Source organism: Serratia sp. ME47 (assembly GCF_903970925.1).
Taxonomy (GTDB): Bacteria; Pseudomonadota; Gammaproteobacteria; order Enterobacterales; family Enterobacteriaceae; genus Serratia; species Serratia ureilytica.
Genome location: NZ_CAJCKE010000026.1, coordinates 41,154 through 58,779 on the forward strand (window position 1 = coordinate 41,154; position 17,626 = coordinate 58,779).

Annotated in this window: 18 protein-coding genes and 1 other annotated feature; of the genes, 16 read left to right on the forward strand and 2 right to left on the reverse strand. The window is 58.0% G+C overall.

The features are described 5' to 3' along the window. Window positions 1-7: 7 nt before the first annotated feature. From H7A77_RS20795 to H7A77_RS20805, 3 genes are all read left to right on the forward strand, one after another. Window positions 8-1,345 (forward strand): cytochrome c, encoded by a 1,338-nt coding sequence (locus tag H7A77_RS20795; RefSeq protein WP_033642870.1) that lies wholly within the window; start codon window positions 8-10, stop codon window positions 1,343-1,345. 256 nt (window positions 1,346-1,601) lie between these two features. Next, on the forward strand, window positions 1,602-2,885 hold the full coding sequence (locus tag H7A77_RS20800) for an HAAAP family serine/threonine permease (protein WP_089191618.1): 1,284 nt from the start codon (window positions 1,602-1,604) through the stop codon (window positions 2,883-2,885). A gap of 150 nt (window positions 2,886-3,035) precedes the next feature. Continuing rightward, window positions 3,036-4,169, forward strand: coding sequence for an ABC transporter substrate-binding protein (locus H7A77_RS20805; protein WP_116286382.1), 1,134 nt, complete (start codon window positions 3,036-3,038; stop codon window positions 4,167-4,169). Window positions 4,170-4,205: 36 nt separating this feature from the next. On the opposite strand, the gene H7A77_RS20810 is transcribed toward H7A77_RS20805, so the two are convergent. Both H7A77_RS20810 and H7A77_RS20815 read right to left on the reverse strand, forming a co-directional pair. Then, window positions 4,206-4,895 carry a MarC family NAAT transporter gene (locus tag H7A77_RS20810; RefSeq protein ID WP_033652461.1) on the reverse strand — a complete coding sequence of 230 codons (690 nt, stop codon included), beginning with the start codon at window positions 4,893-4,895 and terminating at the stop codon, window positions 4,206-4,208. A 107-nt stretch (window positions 4,896-5,002) separates the two neighbouring features. Beyond that, window positions 5,003-5,230: a hypothetical protein gene (locus H7A77_RS20815; RefSeq protein ID WP_069100111.1), complete on the reverse strand. Its 228-nt coding sequence runs from the start codon at window positions 5,228-5,230 to the stop codon at window positions 5,003-5,005. Between the two features lie 223 nt (window positions 5,231-5,453). On the opposite strand from H7A77_RS20815, the gene H7A77_RS20820 reads away from it, so the two are divergent. The 13 genes from H7A77_RS20820 (at window position 5,454) to H7A77_RS20880 (ending at window position 17,625) form a co-directional block, all read left to right on the forward strand. Continuing rightward, a complete protein-coding gene (locus tag H7A77_RS20820) occupies window positions 5,454-6,503 on the forward strand; it encodes a YrzE family protein (RefSeq protein ID WP_033642876.1) in 1,050 nt (349 codons plus the stop codon). A 239-nt stretch (window positions 6,504-6,742) separates the two neighbouring features. Beyond that, entirely contained in the window at window positions 6,743-7,366 is a 624-nt protein-coding gene (locus H7A77_RS20825; RefSeq protein WP_047576017.1) for a hypothetical protein, read from the forward strand. Window positions 7,367-7,584: 218 nt separating this feature from the next. Further along, window positions 7,585-9,513, forward strand: a complete 1,929-nt coding sequence (gene thrS, locus H7A77_RS20830) for a threonine--tRNA ligase (protein WP_025159696.1) — start codon at window positions 7,585-7,587, stop codon at window positions 9,511-9,513. A 3-nt stretch (window positions 9,514-9,516) separates the two neighbouring features. Beyond that, window positions 9,517-10,068, forward strand: coding sequence for a translation initiation factor IF-3 (gene infC, locus H7A77_RS20835; protein WP_048233542.1), 552 nt, complete (start codon window positions 9,517-9,519; stop codon window positions 10,066-10,068). 98 nt (window positions 10,069-10,166) lie between these two features. Continuing rightward, entirely contained in the window at window positions 10,167-10,364 is a 198-nt protein-coding gene (rpmI, locus tag H7A77_RS20840) for a 50S ribosomal protein L35 (RefSeq protein ID WP_004931418.1), read from the forward strand. 43 nt (window positions 10,365-10,407) lie between these two features. After that, window positions 10,408-10,764 (forward strand): 50S ribosomal protein L20, encoded by a 357-nt coding sequence (rplT, locus tag H7A77_RS20845; RefSeq protein WP_004931417.1) that lies wholly within the window; start codon window positions 10,408-10,410, stop codon window positions 10,762-10,764. Between the two features lie 113 nt (window positions 10,765-10,877). After that, window positions 10,878-11,000: a sequence feature (Phe leader region), on the forward strand. Continuing rightward, complete coding sequence (pheM, locus tag H7A77_RS25505) at window positions 10,882-10,926, forward strand: pheST operon leader peptide PheM (RefSeq protein WP_121626058.1); 45 nt, start codon at window positions 10,882-10,884, stop codon at window positions 10,924-10,926. Its footprint overlaps the feature before it by 45 nt. A 187-nt stretch (window positions 11,001-11,187) precedes the next feature. Beyond that, a complete protein-coding gene (gene pheS, locus H7A77_RS20855) occupies window positions 11,188-12,171 on the forward strand; it encodes a phenylalanine--tRNA ligase subunit alpha (protein ID WP_004931416.1) in 984 nt (327 codons plus the stop codon). 14 nt (window positions 12,172-12,185) lie between these two features. After that, entirely contained in the window at window positions 12,186-14,573 is a 2,388-nt protein-coding gene (pheT, locus tag H7A77_RS20860) for a phenylalanine--tRNA ligase subunit beta (protein ID WP_033652458.1), read from the forward strand. Between the two features lie 4 nt (window positions 14,574-14,577). After that, the gene (gene ihfA, locus H7A77_RS20865; protein WP_004931414.1) at window positions 14,578-14,874 is read left to right on the forward strand and encodes an integration host factor subunit alpha; all 297 of its coding nucleotides are present in this window, start codon (window positions 14,578-14,580) and stop codon (window positions 14,872-14,874) included. Between the two features lie 550 nt (window positions 14,875-15,424). Beyond that, window positions 15,425-15,841 (forward strand): DUF2502 domain-containing protein, encoded by a 417-nt coding sequence (locus H7A77_RS20870; RefSeq protein WP_047026211.1) that lies wholly within the window; start codon window positions 15,425-15,427, stop codon window positions 15,839-15,841. Between the two features lie 179 nt (window positions 15,842-16,020). Continuing rightward, window positions 16,021-17,028, forward strand: coding sequence for a vitamin B12 ABC transporter permease BtuC (gene btuC / locus H7A77_RS20875; RefSeq protein WP_033652456.1), 1,008 nt, complete (start codon window positions 16,021-16,023; stop codon window positions 17,026-17,028). Between the two features lie 45 nt (window positions 17,029-17,073). After that, the gene (locus H7A77_RS20880) at window positions 17,074-17,625 is read left to right on the forward strand and encodes a glutathione peroxidase (RefSeq protein WP_072627708.1); all 552 of its coding nucleotides are present in this window, start codon (window positions 17,074-17,076) and stop codon (window positions 17,623-17,625) included. The last annotated feature ends 1 nt before the right edge of the window (window position 17,626 follow it).

Consider the following 17,626-nt stretch of genomic DNA (forward strand, 5'->3'; position numbering starts at 1 on the left):
GCGAACGATGAAAGCATTTGTACCGGCACTGGTTCTCAGTGCAGTGAGTTTCTCCGTTTGGGCGCAGGACGCCACCGTCAGCAGCGAGCTGATCAAGCGCGGCGAGTACCTGGCGCGCGCCGGTGACTGCGTGGCCTGCCATACCGATGGCAAGAACGGCAAGACCTTCGCCGGCGGCCTGGCGATGGAGACGCCGATCGGCACCATCTACTCGACCAACATTACGCCGGACAAGAAAACCGGCATCGGCGATTACAGTTTCGAGGATTTCGACAACGCGGTGCGTAAGGGCGTAGCCAAAAACGGCAGCACCTTGTACCCGGCGATGCCGTACCCGTCGTTCGCGCTGGTGAAAGAGGACGACATGCGCGCCATGTATGCCTATTTCATGCACGGCGTGCAGCCGGTGGAGCAGGCCAACAAGGACTCCGACATCCCGTGGCCGCTGTCGATGCGCTGGCCGCTGAGCATCTGGCGCGGCATGTTTGCGCCGTCGCCGGCGGATTTTGTCGCAGACGCCAAGGCCGATCCGGTGATTGAGCGCGGCCGCTACCTGGTGGAAGGCCTGGGCCACTGCGGCGCCTGCCATACCCCGCGCAGCATCACCATGCAGGAGAAAGCGTTGAGCAACAGCGAAAGCGACGACTACCTGTCCGGGAGCAACGCGCCGATCGATGGGTGGGTGGCTTCCAGCCTGCGCGGCGACCGCAAGGACGGCCTGGGCAGCTGGAGCGAAGCCGAGCTGACCGAGTTCCTGAAAACCGGCCGTAACGACAAAGCCATCGTGTTCGGCGGCATGAGCGACGTCGTGGAGCACAGCCTGCAATACCTGAGCGACGACGATCTGACCGCCATCGCGCGCTACCTGAAATCGCTGCCGCCGAAAGACGGCAAGCAGCAGGCGGCGCCGGTCGAAGACAGCGTGGCCAAGGATCTGTGGCGCGGGAATGACAGCAAGCCCGGCGCGGCCCTGTATGTCGATAACTGCGCGGCCTGCCACCGCACCGACGGCGTGGGCTACAAGCGCGCCTTCCCGTCGCTGAAGGGCAATCCGGTGGTGCAGACCGAGGACGCGACCTCGCTGATCCACATCGTGCTGACCGGCAACACCACGCCGGCGGTGCAGGGCGCGGTGTCCAACATCACCATGCCGCCGTTTGGCTGGCGTTTGAACGACCAGCAGGTGGCGGACGTGGTGAACTTCATCCGCTCCAGCTGGGGCAATAGCGCCAAACCGGTGAGCGCCTCCGACGTGGCCGACGTGCGTAAAGACCGCTCGATGATCCGCGATGAGAAGGAGATGGGCAGCGCCGAGGTGCCGGACCATCCGGACGCGAAGAAGTAAACCGTTTAAGGGCTCCGCAAGGGGCCCTTAGTTTTTCTGCTGCCGCCTGCTTTTTCAGCAGATTGTGTTCGCAAATCGTCCGTTCAGCCGATAAAACATAGACCCGCAGCGGATTTTTCATTATCCTTTGCCGTCCTTTCATCAGGCGTAAGTATGAAATATCGCTTTAATTCACTGATTATTATTAAAAAACTCGCGGAGAAGGATATCCCGTTAGGCGCAATCGTTGTCGCCGCAGATTAAGGTAGACTGTCTCATGAGTACGATTTCTCCCGATTCAGGCACGCTGACGGCCGCTCAGACTGCCAAATGGAACAAAACCGACACCGTCTGGATGTTCGGTCTCTATGCGACTGCGGTGGGCGCAGGTACGTTGTTCTTGCCGATCAACGCCGGCCTGAACGGCCCGCTGGTGCTGCTGTTGATGGCGCTGTTCGCTTTCCCGCTGACCTATTTGCCGCACCGCGCGCTCAGCCGCTTCGTGCTTTCCGGCTCCAGCCGCGACGGCAACATTCACGATGTGGTGGTGGAACACTTCGGCGTGCTGGCCGGCAAAATCATCATGGTGCTGTATCTGATGGCGTTCTTCCCGATCGTGCTGGTGTACAGCATTTCGATCACCAACGCGCTGGACAGCTTCCTGATCCATCAGTTTCACGTGGCGCCGCTGCCGCGCCTGTGGCTGAGCCTGGCCGTGGTGGTGGTGCTCAATCTGGTGCTGCTGCGCGGCAAAGACAGCATCGTGGCGGCGATGGGCATGCTGGTGTTCCCACTGCTGGTGTTCCTGATGGGCATTTCGCTCTATCTGATGCCGAGCTGGAATACCGCCAACTTCGTGCATGGCCTGGCCGCCACCCGCTTCGACACGCCGGGGTTGTGGCATTCTCTGTGGCTGGCCGTGCCGGTGATGGTGTTTTCCTTCAGTCATGCGCCGATCATCTCTTCCTTCGCCTCGACCCAGAAGAGCCTGTACGGCGACAAGGCGGAACGCCGCTGTGCGCGCATCATGCGCTACAGCTATGTGCTGATCTGCGTTACCGTGCTGTTCTTCGTGTTCAGCTGCGTGCTGAGCCTGTCTCATGAAGACATGCTGCAGGCGAAAGAGCAGAACATCACGGTGCTGACCACGCTGGCCAACAAGTTCTCCAACCCGCTGATCGCCTACCTTGGCCCGGTGATGGCGATGCTGGCGATGGCCAAATCCTATCTCGGCACCTCGCTGGGGGTGACGGAAGGGGCGACCAGCCTGATCGATGGCGTCACGCGCGCGGTCGGCAAGCCGCTCAGCTCGCGCATGACGCACCGTATCTCGGCGGTGTCGCTGTTCCTGCTCACCTGGGCGGCGACGGTGTGGAACCCCAGCGCGCTGCATATCATCGAAACCATCAGCGGCCCGCTGATTGCGGCGATCCTGTTCATCTTGCCGATGTACGCCGTGCGTGCGGTGCCGGCCATGCGCCAATATCGCGCGGCGAGCAACGTCTTCGTGCTGGTGATGGGGCTGATCGCGCTCTCGGCGCTAATCTACGGCCTGATGTGATCCCCTGGGCGCGCCGGCTCCGGCGCGCCTCTTATCCTTCCTTTACACATCCCTTTGCAATTAATCGTCGGCATGCCGGGCGTTATCTTTGATAATGCAAGCCATTCTCATTAGTATTTCCTGAATGTATTCATGACTAAGGAGTCTTTCGTGCACCGTCGAATCACTTTGCCGGCGCTGGTTTGCGCCGCCTTACTCGCCTCTCCGGCGATGGCCACTACCTATCCGTTGACCCTGACCGACACCTCCGGCCAGACGGTCACCCTCCCGCAGGAGCCGAAACGCATCGTGGTGCAGGACGGGCGCGACATTCTTACGCTGGCGCTGCTCGATCGCGCCAACCCGTTCGGCCGGCTGGTGGCCTGGAATAACCTGCTGAAGAAAAGCGACGCGGCGACCTGGGAAATCTTGCAGAGCAAATGGCCGGCGGCGAAAAACATCATCGACATGGGATTCAGCGATAAAGGCGAAGTGAATCTGGAGAGCGTGATCGCCAAGCGGCCCGATCTGATGATCGCCCAGCTGCGCTCCAAACCTTCCCTGAGCCAAACCGGCGTGCTGGATAAGCTGAAGGCGCTGAACGTGCCGGTGTTGTTTATCGATACCATGCTCAAGCCGGTGGAAAACACGCCGAAAAGCGTGACGCTGTTGGGGGAAACCCTCAACCGCGAAAGCGAAGCCAAGCAATATACCGATTATTATCAGCAGCATTATCAGGCCATTCTGGCCAAAACGCAGGCGGTGGAACCCAAACCGTTGGTGTTCTTCGAAGCCAAGGCCGGTCTGAATGGCCTGGAATCCTGCTGCTTCACCCATGCGCACGTCGGCTGGGGCGCGTTGGTCGAAGCGGTCGGCGCGCGCAACATCGGTTCTGCGCTGCTGCCGGGTGCGACCGGCGACGTGGCGCTGGAAAAAGTGATCAGCATGAAACCGGATGCCTACATCGTTTCCGGCTCGCAGTGGGCCAGCAAGACCAACGCCGCGGTGCCGTTCGGCTATGGCGTGACGCAGCAGCAGGTGGATGAGGCCTTCAACCGCATGAAGCAGCGCCCGGGGTTCTCGCAGGTGTCGGCGGTGAAGGAAGGGCGGTTCTACGGCATCTACCATAACTTCTACAACCACCCGTACAACATCGTCGGGCTGGAGTATCTGGCGAAGTTTATCTATCCGGCGCAGTTCCCGGATTTGGATCCGGCCAAGACCTACAGCGAGATCCTCAGTCGCTTTACCGAAGTGCCGGAAGGCAAGGGCATTTTGGGCGCGCAGGCGCCAGCGGGGAAATAACGGCAACGGGCGCGATGTCGCGCCCGTTTTTCATGGTCAGGCGGCGGCCGGTGTATAGGTGGAGATGATCTCCAGCACGCCGTTGATGATGAACTGAACGCCCATGCACACCAGCAGGAACCCCATCAGGCGCGAGATCGCCTCGATGCCGCTTTTCCCGACCAACCGCATGATGGCGCCGGAACTGAGCAGGCAGGCCCACAGGATCACCGCGACCGTCAGGAAGATGGCGACCGGCGCCACGGCCAACACCCAGGGTTCAAAGCCCAGCGAGTTCGCTTTGACGCTCGACGCCGAGCTGATGATCATCGCGATGGTGCCCGGCCCGGCGGTGCTCGGCATGGCCAGCGGCACGAAGGCGATGTTGGCCGACGTCTTGTGGCGCAGCTCGTGCGACTTGCTCTCCACCTCCGGCGCGTCTTCGGGGCTCTGCTGCGGGAACAGCATGCGAAAACCGATGAAGGCGACGATCAGGCCGCCGGCGATGCGCAGGCCGGGGATCGAAATGCCGAAGGTGTTCATCACCACCTGCCCGGCGTAAAACGCCACCGTCATGATGCAGAACACATAAACCGAGGCCATCAGCGACTGCTGATTACGCTCTTCGCGCGTCATATTGCCGGACAACCCGAGCAGCAACGCCACCGTGGTCAGCGGGTTGGCCAGCGGCAACAGCAGCACCAAACCCAGTCCGATGGCCTGGAATAACTGCAAAATACCCGTCATAAAATAGACTCCCTGTGCAACGTTCAAGCCGCCAAACGGCGGCCCATGAGCTGAACAGCCTAGCCTGCCGTACGCCTGGCGGCAATGGGGATAGCTCGTAACGTTAATTAACCGTCGGCCCGGGCGTTCAGCGTCGCCGGCCGGCGAAATTCGTCGGCGGGAGACTCATCGTCATCGCCGCACTCGCCGGCGAGCTCAGGTTCATCCTCACACCCCAGCGGCGCCTCGTTGACCGCAATCGCGCGCGGCACCGAACGTGCGCCAAAATGCACCAGCCCATATAACGTCGCCAATGCCGCGCACGCCACGATGAGGGCTGCGAGTAACCGGTTCATGTTGTGCGCTAAGACCTTGTTCATTGGTGGATAGCGTAAGAATAGTGACGCTAAGGCGGTCTGTCAGCGTAGCGCCGCTGAAAGTAAACGCACGTCTGAAGTCATTATCATTAATTATTTTTAACTGTTTTCACCCTTTAACCGCCTGATTGATGAAGCGAGTCTATAATGGTAAGGCTTTCTGGCATTTCTTTATAATCGAAAACTTAAAAGGAGTTTTACTATGGAAGTGGCAAAAGAATGGGTAGCGGCGAAAAAAATCTCCTGGGGCAGCGTCATCGGCGGCGTGATCACCGTATTGGCTGTTTCACTGTTGCTGTCGACGTTAGGCACCAGTCTTGGATTCTCCATCGTGGATCCGACATCAGACGATCCGATAAACGGCGCCGGTACCACCGTAGTGATTTGGTCCGCTGTTTCAATCATTATTAGTTTGGCTGCCGGCGCTTTTATTGCCGGGCGTTTGGCTGCTAATGACGGACTTATTCATGGCTTCCTGGTATGGGCGACGTCACTGATTGTGGCGGCGGTGCTGGGTGGGATGCTGGTCGGGTCTGCCGTGAAGGCGACCGGCAATGCGCTGGGCGCTATCGCTTCGACCTCCGGCAGCTTGCTCTCCGGCGCCGGTTCAGCGATTGGCAAAGGGGCATCCGGATTGGCGGACGCCGGCGGTAAAGTGTTTGACAAGTTGGGCATTGACACAACCTTGGAACCTGAACAGCTGCAAGGCGATGTGGTTACGGCGCTCAAAAAAAGCGGTATCCCGTCATTGCAGCCTGAATTCATGCAACAGCAGTTGAATGCGGCCAAAACTGATTTGGCGGACGCAGTAAAAGCTCTGGCACTTCAGCCTGACAATAGCGACGCCATTATTAATCAACTGGTCGCCAAGCTTAAAAAACAGGGTGAGGCCATCTCGCAAGATGTGGATCAAGACGCCCTGAAAAAGGCCTTGGCGGAAAATACCGATATGACGCCGCAGGAAGTGGACCAGACGGTGAAGAATTTGGTCGAAGCCAAAAATAAAACTGCGCAGCTGGTTAATCAGCGTTTGGATGACGCCGAAGCAAAAATCAATCAGGCAAAACAGGAGTATGTGGAGCTGAAACAGAAGGCGCGCGAACAGGCTGCCGCTGCTGCGGACGAATTGTCGCGGGCCGCATTGTGGTCGTTCTTTGCGCTGTTGATTGGCGCAGTGGTCAGTGCGTTGGCCGGCTTGTGGGGCGTTAACACCAATGTCCGCCGTATCGCGGTATCACCTGCGCAGGCGTAATCTTCAGGCTCCTTTGCGCGTCTCGATGATATAGGGATGAGAGCCTGGAATACTGACGACGATGAAGTGACTGCCAGGAAAGACTGGCCTTACCCCGGCCCAGGTGCCGGGGTTTTTTATTGTTTCGGCGTAATTAACGACCACCTTTCGTGCGGCGCAGGGCATTAGGCATCAATTGCCACGATCCCTGAGAACAGGTGGATACCATAGATGCGCTGTAAATAATAATGAGTGTGATTATGAAACAAGAACTGCATATTTTACTGGGGAAAATCGGCGCATTCGCGCTTTCCGCCGCCTTCATGGCGGCATTGGTCGGCCTGGTGTTTATCGATGTGCACTGGCTGCATAACTTCGTGCATGAAACCTCGTTGACCGAAGCGGCGCAGGAGCTGTTGCTGCTCGCCATCTCCGGCGGTTTCTTCGCCGCGGCTCGGCGACAGGCCGAGCGTCGTTCCGCCTGGCTGCTGGTTGGCGGCTTCTTTCTCTGCATGCTGATCCGCGAGATGGACTTCGCTTTCGATGCGTTGTGGCACGGCGCCTGGGTGTGGTTCGCGCTGGCGGTCGCCTTGGCCTGTCTGTGGCATGCCGCAAGGCATATTGCGGCTACGGCGCGCGGCCTGGTCTATATCGTGTCGCACCCCGGCTACGGCATGATGTGCGCCGGCCTGCTGTGTATCCTGGTGTTTTCACGCCTGTTCGGCATGAGCGCGCTGTGGCAAACGCTGATGCTGGACGGTTACAACCGGGTGGTGAAAAACATGGTGGAAGAGGGATGCGAACTGCTGGGCTACGGCCTGTGCCTGCTGGCCACCCTTAGCTATCTGAAAGGCGTGTTTGCGCCGGATAGAGCGAAAGCGTGAGGGCGGCGGCGCTTTATTTATCCGGAACAATTTTAGTGATACTATTCGCTTAGCCGAATGCGGCTGAGAAGGTATGCGTTCCATTCTGTATACCCAGTGAGGTTTCAATCTGGCAATTGTGGGCGAGATCTGAAACCTGGCTGACCAAACCCAAAATCCAATTTTCGTACTGCATGTGATCTGTCGTGTGGGTCACCACTGTAGATAAGGAATTATTAATGCCTGTTATTACCCTTCCTGACGGAAGTCAGCGTCATTTCGACCACCCCGTTTCCCCGATGGATGTCGCGCGCGATATCGGCCCTGGCCTGGCGAAAGCCTGTATCGCCGGCCGTGTCAACGGCGAGCTGGTCGACGCCGGCGATCTGATCGAATCAGATGCGCAGCTGGCCATCATCACCATCAAAGACGAAGACGGTCTGGAAATCATGCGCCACTCCTGCGCGCACCTGCTGGGTCATGCGATCAAGCAGCTGTGGCCGGATACCAAAATGGCGATCGGTCCGGTGATCGACAACGGTTTCTATTATGACGTGGATATCGACCGCACCCTGACGCAGGAAGACTTGGATCTGCTGGAAAAGCGGATGCACGAGTTGGCCGATAAGGATTACGACGTCATCAAGAAGAAGGTCAGCTGGCAAGAAGCCCGCGACACCTTCGCTGAGCGCGGCGAAATCTATAAAGTGGCGATCCTGGATGAGAACATCAGCCATGACGATCGTCCGGGCCTGTATCACCACGAAGAATACGTCGACATGTGCCGCGGTCCGCACGTGCCGAACATGCGTTTCTGCCACCATTTCAAACTGCAGAAAACCTCCGGCGCTTACTGGCGCGGCGACAGCAAAAACAAAATGCTGCAGCGTATCTACGGTACCGCCTGGGCAGACAAGAAGCAGCTGAACGCCTACCTGCAACGCCTGGAAGAAGCGGCCAAGCGCGATCACCGCAAGATCGGCAAACAGCTCGACCTGTATCATATGCAGGAAGAAGCGCCGGGCATGGTGTTCTGGCACAACGACGGTTGGACTATCTTCCGCGAGCTGGAAGCCTTCGTGCGCATGAAGCTCAAAGAGTACCAGTACCAGGAAGTGAAAGGTCCGTTCATGATGGACCGCGTGCTGTGGGAAAAAACCGGCCACTGGGAAAACTACAAAGACGCCATGTTCACCACCGCGTCGGAAAATCGCGAATACTGCATCAAGCCGATGAACTGCCCGGGTCACGTGCAGATCTTCAACCAGGGCCTGAAGTCGTACCGCGATTTGCCGCTGCGCATGGGCGAATTCGGCAGCTGCCACCGCAACGAGCCTTCGGGTTCCCTGCACGGCCTGATGCGCGTGCGCGGCTTCACGCAGGATGACGCCCACATCTTCTGTACCGAAGAGCAGGTGCGCGCCGAAGTGAACGAATGCATTCGCATGGTCTATGACGTGTACGGCACTTTCGGCTTCGACAAGATCGCCGTCAAGCTGTCCACGCGCCCGGAAAAACGCATCGGCACCGACGACATGTGGACCCGTGCGGAAGAAGACCTGGCCGCCGCGCTGACCGAGAACGGCATTCCGTTCGAGTACCAGCCGGGCGAGGGCGCCTTCTACGGACCGAAAATTGAATTTACCCTGCATGATTGTTTGGATCGCGCATGGCAATGTGGTACCGTGCAGCTCGATTTCTTCTTGCCGGGCCGTTTGGGCGCATCGTACGTTGGCGAAAACAACGATCGCGTCGTGCCGGTAATGATTCACCGCGCCATTTTGGGCTCCATGGAACGCTTCATCGGTATCCTTACCGAAGAATATGCCGGGTTCTACCCGACCTGGATCGCTCCGGTGCAGGTGGTGGTGATGAATATCACCGACAGCCAGTCTGATTACGTCCAGCAATTGACCAAAAAACTGCAGGATGCAGGTATTCGCGTGAAAGCGGACTTGAGAAATGAGAAGATTGGCTTTAAAATTCGCGAACATACTTTACGTCGAGTCCCTTACATGTTGGTGTGCGGTGACAAAGAGGTCGAAGCAGGCAAAGTTGCCGTTCGTACCCGCCGTGGCAAAGACTTGGGAAGCCTGGACGTAAACGAAGTCGTAGACAAGCTGCTGAAAGAGATTCGCAGCCGTAGTCTTCATCAACTGGAGGAATAAAGTATTAAAGGCGGAAAACGAGTTCAACCGGCGCGTCCTAATCGCATTAACAGAGAAATTCGCGCGCAAGAAGTTCGCCTAACCGGCGTCGATGGCGAGCAGATTGGTATTGTCAGTCTGAATGAAGCTCTTGAAAAAGCTGAGGAAGCGGGCGTTGATTTAGTAGAAATCAGCCCAAATGCCGAACCGCCAGTTTGCCGAATCATGGATTACGGCAAATTCCTCTACGAGAAGAGCAAGTCGACGAAAGAACAGAAGAAGAAGCAAAAAGTTATCCAGGTTAAGGAAATCAAATTCCGTCCTGGCACCGATGATGGCGACTATCAGGTCAAACTACGCAACCTGATTCGCTTTCTGGAAGATGGCGATAAAGCCAAAATCACCCTGCGTTTCCGCGGGCGTGAGATGGCGCACCAGCAGATCGGCATGGAAGTGCTTAACCGCGTCCGTAAAGACCTGTGTGAAGATATGGATCTGGCAGTGGTCGAGTCCTTCCCTACGAAGATCGAAGGCCGCCAGATGATTATGGTGCTCGCTCCTAAGAAGAAACAGTAAGGCTTACAAGTAATGGAACCCGCGCGGCGCTTGCGCTGTGTGGGTTTTATTCGCCCAACTGATTCGTTGTTTAACAATGCGAAGTGGATTTAATTAAAATGCCAAAGATTAAAACTGTACGTGGTGCAGCCAAGCGCTTCAAAAAAACCGGCAGCGGTGGTTTTAAGCGTAAACATGCCAACCTGCGTCATATTCTGACCAAAAAAGCAACCAAGCGTAAACGTCACCTGCGTCCGAAAGGCATGGTGTCTAAAAACGATCTGGTCCTGGTTACCGCGTGCCTGCCGTACGCATAAGCCATTTTTTTTGAATTTAGAATAAGACTTTAGGAGAGAGCATATGGCTCGCGTAAAACGTGGTGTAATTGCACGCGCACGTCACAAGAAAATCATGAAGCAGGCGAAAGGTTACTACGGTGCCCGTTCGCGCGTATATCGTGTTGCCTTCCAGGCAGTAATCAAAGCAGGTCAGTATGCTTACCGTGACCGTCGTCAACGTAAGCGTCAGTTCCGTCAGCTGTGGATTGCACGTATCAACGCAGCTGCTCGTCAGAACGGTCTGTCTTACAGCAAGTTCATCAACGGCCTGAAAAAAGCCTCGATCGAAATTGACCGTAAGATCCTGGCTGACATCGCAGTCTTCGACAAAGTGGCCTTCGGCGCACTGGTTGAGAAAGCGAAAGCAGCTCTGGCGTAAGTCAGTAGAAGAGGGAGCTTGCTCCCTCTTTTAATCTTTGTTTTCAGCGACAAATATTGACTTTCATTGCCCGCCGCTATATCACTGGTGGACAATCATCGACAAGGTACCGCAATTATGCACGCAGCTATTTTTCGTTTCTTTTTTTACTTTAGCGCCTGATTTCAGGAGGCTTTGCGCGTAAGAAAAGAAACGAAAAGTAGCGCCTAAGCCTCCCTCGTGGAGGCTTTTTTGTTTTTGGCCATCGTCCCGCCTTGCAAAGCGTTGCGGTCAGAACGGCGGGTACTCAGCCGGCCCTGCGCCGCGCAGGCGAGCCGCCTGGCCGGCAACGCATTGAAAAGTCTTTGAAGATTGCTCAAAGGCGTGTTCGAATAATAGATAACAATTACTTAGGGCCATCCCGGCCAGAGGAAGAGGAAAGCAATGCCACATCTCGCAGAGCTGGTTGCCAATGCCAAGGCAGCCGTAGAAGATGCCCAGGATGTTGCCGCGTTAGATTTGGTGCGCGTCGAATATTTTGGCAAGAAAGGTCATTTCACCTTGCAGATGCAGTCTCTGCGCGACGTACCGGCGGAAGACCGCCCGGCGGCCGGCGCGGTGATCAACCAGGCCAAGCAAGAGGTGCAAGACGCCCTGAACGCGCGCAAGAACGCGCTGGAAAGCGCCGCGCTGAACGCGCGCCTGGCGGCTGAAACCATCGACGTCTCCCTGCCGGGCCGTCGCATGGAAAACGGCGGCCTGCACCCGGTGACCCGTACCATCGACCGCATCGAAACCTTCTTCGGCGAGCTGGGCTTCTCCGTCGCTACCGGCCCGGAGATTGAAGACGATTACCATAACTTCGACGCGCTGAACATTCCAGGGCATCACCCGGCGCGCGCCGACCACGATACTTTCTGGTTCGACGCCACGCGCCTGCTGCGCACTCAGACCTCCGGCGTGCAGATCCGCACCATGAAGAACCAGCAGCCGCCGATCCGCATCATTGCGCCGGGCCGCGTTTATCGTAACGACTACGATCAGACTCACACCCCGATGTTCCACCAGATGGAAGGGCTGATCGTTGATAAAGACATCAGTTTCACCAACCTGAAGGGCACGCTGCACGATTTCCTGAATAACTTCTTTGAAGAAGACCTGCAGGTTCGTTTCCGTCCGTCCTACTTCCCGTTCACCGAGCCGTCCGCCGAAGTGGACGTGATGGGTAAAAACGGTAAATGGCTGGAAGTGCTGGGCTGCGGCATGGTGCATCCGAACGTGCTGCGCAACGTGGGCATCGATCCGGAAGTTTACTCCGGCTTCGCCTTCGGTATGGGCATGGAGCGCCTGACGATGCTGCGTTACGGCGTCACTGACCTGCGCGCATTCTTCGAAAACGATCTGCGTTTCCTCAAACAGTTTAAGTAAGGCGGGAATATCACATGAAATTCAGTGAACTCTGGTTGCGCGAGTGGGTAAACCCGGCCATCAGCAGCGAAGCATTATCCGATCAAATCACCATGGCCGGTTTGGAAGTGGACGGCGTGGATCCAGTTGCCGGCGCGTTTAACGGCGTCGTGGTGGGTGAGGTTGTCGAGTGCGGTCAGCACCCGAACGCCGATAAACTGCGCGTCACTAAAGTTAACGTGGGCGGCGATCGCTTGCTCGACATCGTCTGCGGCGCGCCGAACTGCCGCACCGGCCTGAAAGTGGCGGTCGCCACCGTAGGCGCGGTGCTGCCGGGCGATTTCAAAATCAAGGCCGCCAAACTGCGCGGCGAACCTTCGGAAGGCATGCTGTGTTCGTTCTCCGAACTGGGCATTTCTGACGATCATGACGGCATTATCGAACTGCCGCTGGATGCGCCGATCGGCACCGACATCCGTGACTATCTGAAACTGAACGACAACACTATCGAGATCAGCGTCACCCCGAACCGCGCCGACTGCCTGGGCATCATCGGCGTCGCGCGTGACGTGGGCGTACTGAACCAGGTTGCGCTGACCGAGCCGGACATGAGCCCGGTGCCCGCGACGATTGACGCCACGCTGCCGATCCGCGTTGACGCGCCGCAGGCGTGCCCGCGTTATCTGGGCCGCGTGGTGAAAGGTATCGACGTCAAGGCGCCAAGCCCGCTGTGGATGCGTGAAAAACTGCGTCGTTGCGGTATCCGTTCTATCGATGCCGTCGTCGACGTCACCAACTATGTGCTGTTGGAACTTGGCCAGCCGATGCACGCTTTCGATCTGAGTCGCATCGACGGCGGCATCGTGGTGCGCATGGCGGAAGAAGGGGAAACCTTGACGCTGCTGGACGGCAACGAAGCCAAACTGAACGCCGACACCTTAGTGATCGCCGATCACCAAAAAGCATTGGCGATGGGCGGCATCTTCGGCGGCGAGCATTCCGGCGTCAACGGCGAAACCCAGGACGTGCTGCTGGAGTGCGCTTTCTTCAGCCCGCTGTCGATCACCGGTCGCGCGCGCCGTCACGGCCTGCACACCGATGCTTCTCACCGCTATGAGCGCGGCGTCGATCCGGCACTGCAGTACAAAGCCATGGAGCGCGCCACGCGCCTGCTGCTCGACATCTGCGGCGGCCAGGCCGGCCCGATTATCGACGTGACTCACGAGAATGAACTGCCGAAGCGCGCCACCATCACGCTGCGCCGCGAGAAGCTGGATCGCCTGATCGGCCACGTGGTGCCGAGCGAGCAGGTCAGCGACATTCTGCGCCGCCTGGGTTGCCAGGTGACCGAACAGGGCGACAGTTGGCAAGCGGTCGCGCCGAGCTGGCGTTTCGATATGGAGATCGAAGAGGATCTGGTGGAAGAAGTGGCGCGCGTTTACGGCTACGACAACATTCCGGATGTGCCGGTGCGCGCCGATTTGGTGATGACCCAGCATCGCGAAGCCGATCTGACGCTCAAGCGCGTGAAGACCATGCTGGTCGATCACGGTTATCAGGAAGCGATCACCTACAGTTTCGTCGATCCGAAAGTGCAGGCGCTGCTGCACCCGAATGAAGAAGCGCTGATCCTGCCGAGCCCGATTTCGGTCGAAATGTCGGCGATGCGTCTGTCGCTGTGGACCGGTTTGCTGTCCGCGGTGGTGTATAACCAGAACCGCCAGCAGACGCGCCTTCGCCTGTTCGAAAGCGGCCTGCGCTTTGTGCCTGATAGTGCGGCAGATCTGGGTATCCGTCAGGACGTCATGCTGGCGGGCGTGATCGCCGGCCATACGCACGATGAACATTGGGATCTGGCGCGCAAGCCCGTCGACTTCTATGATTTAAAAGGGGATCTGGAGTCTGTCCTCGAGCTGACCGGTAAATTATCCGAAATTCAGTTCCGGGCGGAAGCCAATCCGGCCCTGCATCCAGGGCAAAGTGCGGCGATTTATTTGCACGGCGAACGCGTTGGTTTCATCGGTGTGGTTCACCCGGAACTTGAACGTAAACTGGATCTTAACGGCCGCACCGTGGTGTTTGAACTGGAGTGGAACAAGCTTGCGAGCCGCGCCGTGCCTCAGGCGCGGGAGATTTCGCGCTTCCCGGCAAACCGCCGTGATATCGCCATTGTGGTGGCTGAAAACGTCCCCGCAGAAGATATTTTGGCCGAGTGTAAGAAAGTTGGCGCAAATCAGGTAGTTGGCGTAAACTTGTTTGACGTGTACCGTGGCAAGGGCGTGGCAGAAGGTGACAAGAGCCTGGCTATCAGTCTGGTATTGCAGGATACCGCTCGTACACTGGAAGAAGAGGAGATAGCCGCTACCGTTGCAAAATGCGTAGAGGCTCTAAAACAGCGATTCCAAGCATCCTTGAGGGATTGAACCTATGGCGCTTACTAAAGCTGAAATGTCAGAACACCTGTTTGAGAAGCTTGGGCTTAGCAAACGGGACGCCAAAGACCTGGTGGAACTGTTCTTTGAAGAGGTCCGTCGGGCCCTTGAGAATGGCGAACAGGTAAAACTGTCGGGTTTTGGCAACTTTGATCTGCGTGACAAGAACCAACGTCCGGGGCGTAACCCGAAGACCGGCGAAGACATTCCGATTACGGCGCGCCGCGTGGTGACCTTCCGTCCGGGGCAGAAGCTGAAAAGCCGGGTAGAAAACGCCAGCCCGAAAGGGTGAGTGACGTGACATCAAAAAAGGCCGCTTGCGCGGCCTTTTTCTTTTCTGGGACAAAATTCAGTTTATTCCTAATCGATAGACATGACTTCATTGAGCCGTTAAGTCGGCACGGCGAAAATCATTGCCCTTAATTGCGGAATATTCTTATATCTTATTTTATGTAATGCGTGGCTTTTATTTCTCACTTCAATAACGGCCGTAATAATGGCCAGGGCCATCGCCACGGTGGCCGCCGCCTCCGTGAGGACCCCAGCAACAGGCGCTAAGGGTTGAGGCCAGGGCGACCACGGCCAGCAGCATACCGAGTCGTTTAATCATCTTATTATCCTCCGGTGGGGATCCGTTTAATTATCATTGTCGCGCCGCTTAGGCGATGTCAGTTATTCGTTAAGCCTTGGCAGAGGCAATAATAATTAAAGACGTCGGCAAACAGTGTCGGGATTGTGTAAGGCCGTCGAAAACGATCTGAAAATAGGCACCGGTGAGATAGTCGCTAAATAAGCGCACTGATATAACCACTGCAGCAAGAAAAATAGAGTGAGAAGGCAAAATGAAAAAGATCCTGTTGCTGGTGTGTTTTCCGCTGTTGCTGCCGCTGGCGGCACAGGCCGATGTCTCTGTCGATATCAACGTGCCGGGCGTTTCCCTACATTTGGGGGATCAGGACCGCCGCGGCTACTACTGGGATGGCTACGACTGGCGTCCCCCGCAATGGTGGCATGCACACCAGGGCCGCGGTTTGGGGGAGCGCAATGCGCGCGGCCTGTACTGGGACGGCGGGCGCTGGCAGCCTTCGCCGCCGCGCGGCTATGAGCATCGCGAGCCGGCGCGCAGCGGCAATCCTTTCCACGGCGATCGCGATAATCGTGATCATGATGGCCGCCATGACGATCGCGGCGACCATGACCGGCGCGATGACGGCCGCGGCCGGCCCTATCCGCAGGGCAACCCCGGTCAGCATCGTTAACCCCTGAGTTTATCGGCGGCTGGTTTTGCCATCATCCTGGCGATGACGGGCAGGGCCAGCCGCTGCTTTCCTGCGCCATCGCTTACGCAAGGCTTCCCCTTGCGGCGTTAACCCCCTAATATTTGACTCAGACGTCAATTATCCGGCCACGACAGCGGCCGGCAGGGAATCGCCGCGCCATGCCAACCAGCCGTACCTTCACCTTACTGTTGCAACATCAACGTTACCGCGATAAACGCCAGGTCATTCTGTTGGCGCTGGGTGTGGTGCTGGCATTGCTGTTTAGCCTTTGCGCCGGCGATCGATGGATATGGCCGTCAGAATGGTTCAGCGATCGGGCGCAGCTGTTCGTCTGGCAACTGCGATTGCCGCGTGCGCTGGCGGTGATGTTGGTCGGCGCCGCCCTGGCGGTAGCCGGGGCGGTGATGCAGGCGCTGTTTGAAAACCCGTTGGCGGAACCTGGCCTGCTGGGGGTGGCGAACGGCGCCGGCGTTGCGCTGGTGCTGACGGTGCTGCTGGGCCACGGTCTGCTGCCGGTAGCGCTGATGAGCGCCGCCGCGATAGCAGGCGCGCTGGCGATGACGTTCTTGCTGCTGGGCTTCGCTCGCCGGCGCCGCTTGACCAATGCGCGGCTGTTGCTGGTGGGAGTGGCGCTGGGCATCGTGTGCAGCGCGCTGATGACCTGGGCGGTCTATTTCAGCACCAGCCTCGATCTGCGGCAGTTGATGTACTGGATGATGGGGGGCTTCGGCGGCGTCGACTGGCGCCAAAAGTGGCTGGTGTTGGCGCTGCTGCCGGTGCTGCTGTGGCTGTGCGGCCAGGGGCGAGCGCTTAACCTGATGGCGCTGGGCGAGGTGCAGGCGCGGCAGCTCGGGCTGTCGCTGCATCTGTGGCGCAACCTGCTGGTGCTGGCGATCGGCTGGCTGGTGGGCGTCAGCGTGGCGCTCGCCGGGGTGATCGGCTTCGTCGGGCTGGTGATCCCGCATATTTTGCGGCTCACCGGCCTGACCGACCAACGCTATCTGTTGCCGGCCTGCGCGCTGGCGGGGGCCGGCGTGTTGCTGGTGGCCGATGTGATCGCCCGCGTTGCGCTGCTGGCGGCCGAACTGCCGATCGGCGTGGTGACCGCTACGCTGGGAGCGCCGCTATTTATCTGGTTACTGACCCGGGCAAAAGGCGTAAGGTAGTTTTCTTCATTCACCTGCCATTAAAAAACTACAGGATGACAACCGATGAGCAATCCAATTTATAACCTGCCGTTACAGACCATCGCAAATCAGGCTACCACGCTGGGGGCCTATCAGGGCAAGGTGCTGCTGGTGGTCAACGTGGCCTCGGAGTGCGGCCTGACGAAGCAATATGAAGGGCTGGAAGCGCTGTACGAAACCTATCGCGATCGGGGGCTGGAAGTGCTGGGGTTCCCGTCCAATGAATTCCTGGGGCAGGAGCCGGGCAGCAACGAAGAGATCCTGGCGTTTTGCCGTGGCACTTTCGGCGTGCAATTCCCGATGTTCGCCAAGATTGAGGTGAACGGCGAACACCGTCATCCACTGTATCAGGCGCTGATTGCCGCGCAGCCGGCTGCTGTCGCGCCGCAGGGCAGCGAGTTCCTGGCGCGGATGACCAGCAAAGGGCGTGCGCCGAAGCACGCCGGCGATATTTTGTGGAACTTCGAGAAATTCCTCATCGCGCGCGACGGCACGGTGATCCAGCGCTTCTCGCCTGACACCACGCCGGAAGATCCGGCGCTGGTGGCGGCGGTGAAACAAGCGCTGGCAGGGTAAG

What these genes read in the sequence shown, in the direction of transcription:
- H7A77_RS20800 (WP_089191618.1), top strand. Translation starts at nt 1,602, where the DNA reads ATGAGTACGATTTCTCCCGATTCAGGCACGCTGACGGCCGCTCAGACT.
- H7A77_RS20795 (WP_033642870.1), top strand. Translation starts at nt 8, where the DNA reads ATGAAAGCATTTGTACCGGCACTGGTTCTCAGTGCAGTGAGTTTCTCC.
- btuC (WP_033652456.1), top strand. Translation starts at nt 16,021, where the DNA reads ATGCCAACCAGCCGTACCTTCACCTTACTGTTGCAACATCAACGTTAC.
- H7A77_RS20870 (WP_047026211.1), top strand. Translation starts at nt 15,425, where the DNA reads ATGAAAAAGATCCTGTTGCTGGTGTGTTTTCCGCTGTTGCTGCCGCTG.
- pheS (WP_004931416.1), top strand. Translation starts at nt 11,188, where the DNA reads ATGCCACATCTCGCAGAGCTGGTTGCCAATGCCAAGGCAGCCGTAGAA.
- H7A77_RS20820 (WP_033642876.1), top strand. Translation starts at nt 5,454, where the DNA reads ATGGAAGTGGCAAAAGAATGGGTAGCGGCGAAAAAAATCTCCTGGGGC.
- H7A77_RS20810 (WP_033652461.1), bottom strand. Translation starts at nt 4,895, where the DNA reads ATGACGGGTATTTTGCAGTTATTCCAGGCCATCGGACTGGGTTTGGTG.
- pheT (WP_033652458.1), top strand. Translation starts at nt 12,186, where the DNA reads ATGAAATTCAGTGAACTCTGGTTGCGCGAGTGGGTAAACCCGGCCATC.
- rplT (WP_004931417.1), top strand. Translation starts at nt 10,408, where the DNA reads ATGGCTCGCGTAAAACGTGGTGTAATTGCACGCGCACGTCACAAGAAA.
- H7A77_RS20815 (WP_069100111.1), bottom strand. Translation starts at nt 5,230, where the DNA reads ATGAACCGGTTACTCGCAGCCCTCATCGTGGCGTGCGCGGCATTGGCG.
- H7A77_RS20880 (WP_072627708.1), top strand. Translation starts at nt 17,074, where the DNA reads ATGAGCAATCCAATTTATAACCTGCCGTTACAGACCATCGCAAATCAG.
- ihfA (WP_004931414.1), top strand. Translation starts at nt 14,578, where the DNA reads ATGGCGCTTACTAAAGCTGAAATGTCAGAACACCTGTTTGAGAAGCTT.
- H7A77_RS20825 (WP_047576017.1), top strand. Translation starts at nt 6,743, where the DNA reads ATGAAACAAGAACTGCATATTTTACTGGGGAAAATCGGCGCATTCGCG.
- thrS (WP_025159696.1), top strand. Translation starts at nt 7,585, where the DNA reads ATGCCTGTTATTACCCTTCCTGACGGAAGTCAGCGTCATTTCGACCAC.
- rpmI (WP_004931418.1), top strand. Translation starts at nt 10,167, where the DNA reads ATGCCAAAGATTAAAACTGTACGTGGTGCAGCCAAGCGCTTCAAAAAA.